A 3,705-nucleotide genomic window follows, 5' to 3' on the forward strand; every position below is an offset into this window, starting at 1 on the left:
CGCGGACCGAGAGGCACCTTTCGGCAACCCGCTCGGAGCAACTGTTGTAACTTACTGACTTAGCCCCGCCGAGTCAAACGTCTCCGAATTATCCGGGATTCGCCTCGGGGCCACCGAGCCTCCTGCGGGAGGCTCGTGCCGGGGATGGGGGCCACCTGGGCGATGAACTCGGCCTTGGTGTCTCCCGGCTTTCCGCCGGCAGGGATAAACATACACGACGGAGCGGCCGATTTTCATGATCGCAAGCACTTCGTAGAAATTTTTTCCGCGTTCGTCCAGCTACGTGAAGTGACAACACGGCGGCAGCTGATCAGCTGTGGCGCGGCCCTGTACTACGCGCGCCTGGCGCTGCGGGCCCGCGGCCTGCTGCCGGTGGTGACCGTTCTGTCCGGCGGGCCCGGGTACGCCGATCTCGACATGGACCTCGCGGGCAAGGAGCCGCTGGCCGCCATCCGGGCCGGCACCACCCGCCCGGCGCCGAGGAGCGGGCGCTCGTCGCGGCCATGCGGACCCGGGCCACCGATCGCCAGCCGCCGCGTCCCGCCCCGGTGCTGGCCACGGTCACCACGGCGCTCGCGAGGGCGGCCGAGGCCGAGGGCTGCTGGCTGGCCACGCTGTCCGGCCTCGGGCACGAGACCCCGTCCGACCGGGCTACCTCCGACCGGGCGGGAAACTCCGCGCACGGCGCGCCCGCACGAGCGGATCAGCAGGGACGCGGATGGGTATACGGTCACCGATCGCCACCGGCCATGCGGACGAGGCCCGATCCGCTCATGAAGGAGGCTGGCATGCAGGAGATCCGGGATATCCGGGGTACTCGAGAAATCCGGGAAAGCCGGGAAATCGTCGTGGGGACGGACCTGTCCGAGGACGCCGGCAAAGCGCTGAGCTGGGCCGTCGACGAAGCACGGCGCGATGGCGCGACCGTGCGCGTGGTGTTCGCCTGGTCCGTCGAGCGCTGCCCGCGGGTACTGGCCAGCCATGTCCCGTCGCACAACGCCGACGATCTCGCGGCGGCGGCCGAGAAGCTCCTGCACGAAGCCATCGAACGGAACCGCGCCACCGCGCCAGCCGTCACGATCACCGGGCGGCCCGTGCGCGCCGACCCGGTCGAAGCCCTGCTCAACACGGCCGCCAACGCGCAGATGCTCGTGATCGGCGCGCGGGGCTCGGGGCGCCTGCGCCGCCTTGTGACGGGCTCCGTCAGCGACGCCTGCGTGCACATGTCGGCCGGCGCCGTCGTGGTGGTCCGCTGGGCCCCGGAACAGGGCCGCGGGCACGAGCGGCGTAACGGCCAGGTGATCACCGCGCCGCGGGAGAAGCGTCCGGTGCTCGTCGGGGTGGACGGCTCGGATGGCTCGATCAACGCGCTGCGCTGGGCGGCCACGGCAGCGGCCCAGCGCGGAGTGGCCCTGCGTGTCCTCCACGTCTGGATGCCCGCGCCGGCGATGTACACCGGCTACTACGCCGGCTTCGAGGGAGAAGGACTGGAAAAGGCGGCCCAGGCCCTGCTCGAGGACACGCTGGTGAAGGGGCTGGGCGGCCGCACGGACGTCAGGGTGGACGCCGGGCTCATGCTCGGCGCCGCGGGGACCACCCTGATCCGGCAGGCCGCCGGCGCCCAGCTGCTCGTCGTCGGCGCCCGCGGCCACGAGGGCTTCGCCGAGCTGCTGCTGGGCTCGACCAGCCAGCGTTGCACCCATCACTCCCCCTGCCCGGTCGCGGTGATCCACGGCGGCGACCGGCGGCAACACCGGTAGGCCAGCGGCGGGACAGGCCCCAGCCGCCGCCGGCCCGAACATCGCCGGCCAGGCCGGCGGCCCGGGCCGGGCTGGGGCCGCCGGCTGGAGAAGCCCTGGTCAGGGCCCTGGTCAAGGACCTGGTCAAGGACCCTGGTCAGAGCGGGGGGACGGGCGTTGCCGTCGGCTCCGTCCACGTCCGCCTGAGTTCTTCGGGAAGGACGGCGGCGACGTCCTGGGCCTCCTCCGGGACGAAGTCACGCAACGTGTGCAGGATGGCGCCGGTGATGTCACGGGCGCGCCCGCGGTCGATGTGGTCGATCCGCAGCACCGCCTCGATGAACTCGTCCAGATGACGCAGGCGCGCCAGGGCCCGGCCGCGCCGCCGCGGGGGCACGGTCAGCGCCCGCACGTCCGCGGGCAGATGCGAGGCGACGTGCCGCCGCTCGGCGGCCGGCAGCCGCTCGAAGAACGTCGCCAGCACGGCGCGCACCGCCGGCTGGACGGTCCGCGGCTCGCAGCCCGCCCGCTGCGCGGCGTCGAACAGCCGCCGCAGCATGACGGAGCGGACCGGGAGCAGCACACCCTCGGACGGCCGGGTGTCCCCGCGGACGAGCCCCTCGTGCAGCATCGACACGACCCCCTCGACCCCCGAGGTCCGCCAGACCGCCTCCTCGACGGCGATGGTGTCGGCCGCGGTGGCGACATCGCCGTGCAGGATGACCACGTGATCGCGGACGGTCACGTGCACCCGTGGGACGTCGAGCCCGCGCGTGACCGGGCCCAGCCGGGAACGCACCCGGTCGGCGAGGATGTCATCGGCTACCCGCGGGTCGGGACGGCCTCCGGCAAGCCGGTAACGCAGCCCTCGCAGCCATCCCCGCAGGTAGCGGAGCCGACGGGCGGCCCGCTCCCGGACCAGGCCGATCCTGCGGCTGATCCCGCGGCTGATGCGTCGCGGCCGCGCGAGCAGCCCGGTGGCGACGCCCGTCACGGCTCCCGCCGGCGCGGCGAGCGCTCTCCCGGCATATCTCATCTGCGCACCTCCCGGCGGCTGGTTGCACCAGCGTCCCGGCGGCTGGTTCCACCAGCGTCGGGTACGAGCCGCGGCCGCGCCACCCGATGAGCCGCCGGCCACCGTTTTCCGCCCTTTGCGGCCCGCCGGGCTTCCGCTGGCTTTCCTCCCGGTTTCTGGATGCTTTTTCCCTCTTGTTCCCCGTATTTGCTTCATGTCGTTCCGTCCTGCCTCGCGTCCCGCTTTCTTCTGTTGCTCTTCCGCTGTTGCTCTTCCGTGGGCCGCCCGCGGGCTGTCGGGCGGAACGGCGCGAACATCCGCCGAAGGCCGGGAGGCGGACCCCGGCGACAAGGCGCAGGCTGGAGATGTGGGTGGATCCCGACCAGCTCCACGGATCCCGGCCAGTAATCGGCCAGGAATCGACAGCGCTACCGGGAACCGACAACAGGGAACTATCGACAAGTGACAGGAAACCATCGACAAAGCGGCAGGAAACCGACAGGGAACGAGGAGTAGCCGTGAAAGCGAGTAGCCGTCCGGTACTGATTCGGCGCGAGCACACCGGCCAGGAACGGTCACCGGGGCCGCACGGCCGGCCGTGGTCACAGGAGGGGCGTTCGCGGGCGGCACGGCGGCTGGGCCTGCGGGAGGACGCCGTGCGGGTCGAAGAGTACGCCGAGGACGGCGCCTACGTGGTGCGCGCCGAACTCCCCGGCATCGACCCGGACCGGGACGTCGAGGTCACCGTGTCCGACAAGGAGGTGTCGGTGCACGCCGAACGCAGGGAGGAGCGCCGGGAGAAGGCCACCGGCCGCTACCGCTCCGAGTTCCGCTACGGCTCGCTCACCCGTTCGGTCACCCTGCCGCCCGGGGTGAAGAAGGAGGAGGTCGCCGCCACCTACCACAACGGTATCCTCGAGGTCCGGATACCGGTCGCGGGCGGCGAGCCCA

General features: G+C 72.1%; 3 protein-coding genes. 2 read left to right on the forward strand and 1 reads right to left on the reverse strand.

Translation table 11 applies throughout. The features are described from left to right. The first annotated feature begins 788 nt into the window (after window positions 1–788). Window positions 789–1,760 carry a universal stress protein gene (locus tag NBX02_RS12310; protein WP_250291407.1) on the forward strand — a complete coding sequence of 324 codons (972 nt, stop codon included), beginning with the start codon at window positions 789–791 and terminating at the stop codon, window positions 1,758–1,760. Window positions 1,761–1,896: 136 nt separating this feature from the next. Here the strand turns inward: NBX02_RS12310 and NBX02_RS12315 are convergent, their stop codons facing one another. Then, the gene (locus tag NBX02_RS12315) at window positions 1,897–2,775 is read right to left on the reverse strand and encodes a DUF2267 domain-containing protein (protein WP_250291409.1); all 879 of its coding nucleotides are present in this window, start codon (window positions 2,773–2,775) and stop codon (window positions 1,897–1,899) included. 497 nt (window positions 2,776–3,272) lie between these two features. On the opposite strand from NBX02_RS12315, the gene NBX02_RS12320 reads away from it, so the two are divergent. Continuing rightward, window positions 3,273–3,705 (forward strand): Hsp20/alpha crystallin family protein (locus tag NBX02_RS12320; RefSeq protein ID WP_250291411.1); only part of this gene is annotated, 433 nt, incomplete at its 3' end.

It is taken from the genome of Protofrankia sp. CiP1_Cm_nod1 (assembly GCF_920888515.1).
GTDB lineage: Bacteria > Actinomycetota > Actinomycetes > Frankiales > Frankiaceae > Protofrankia.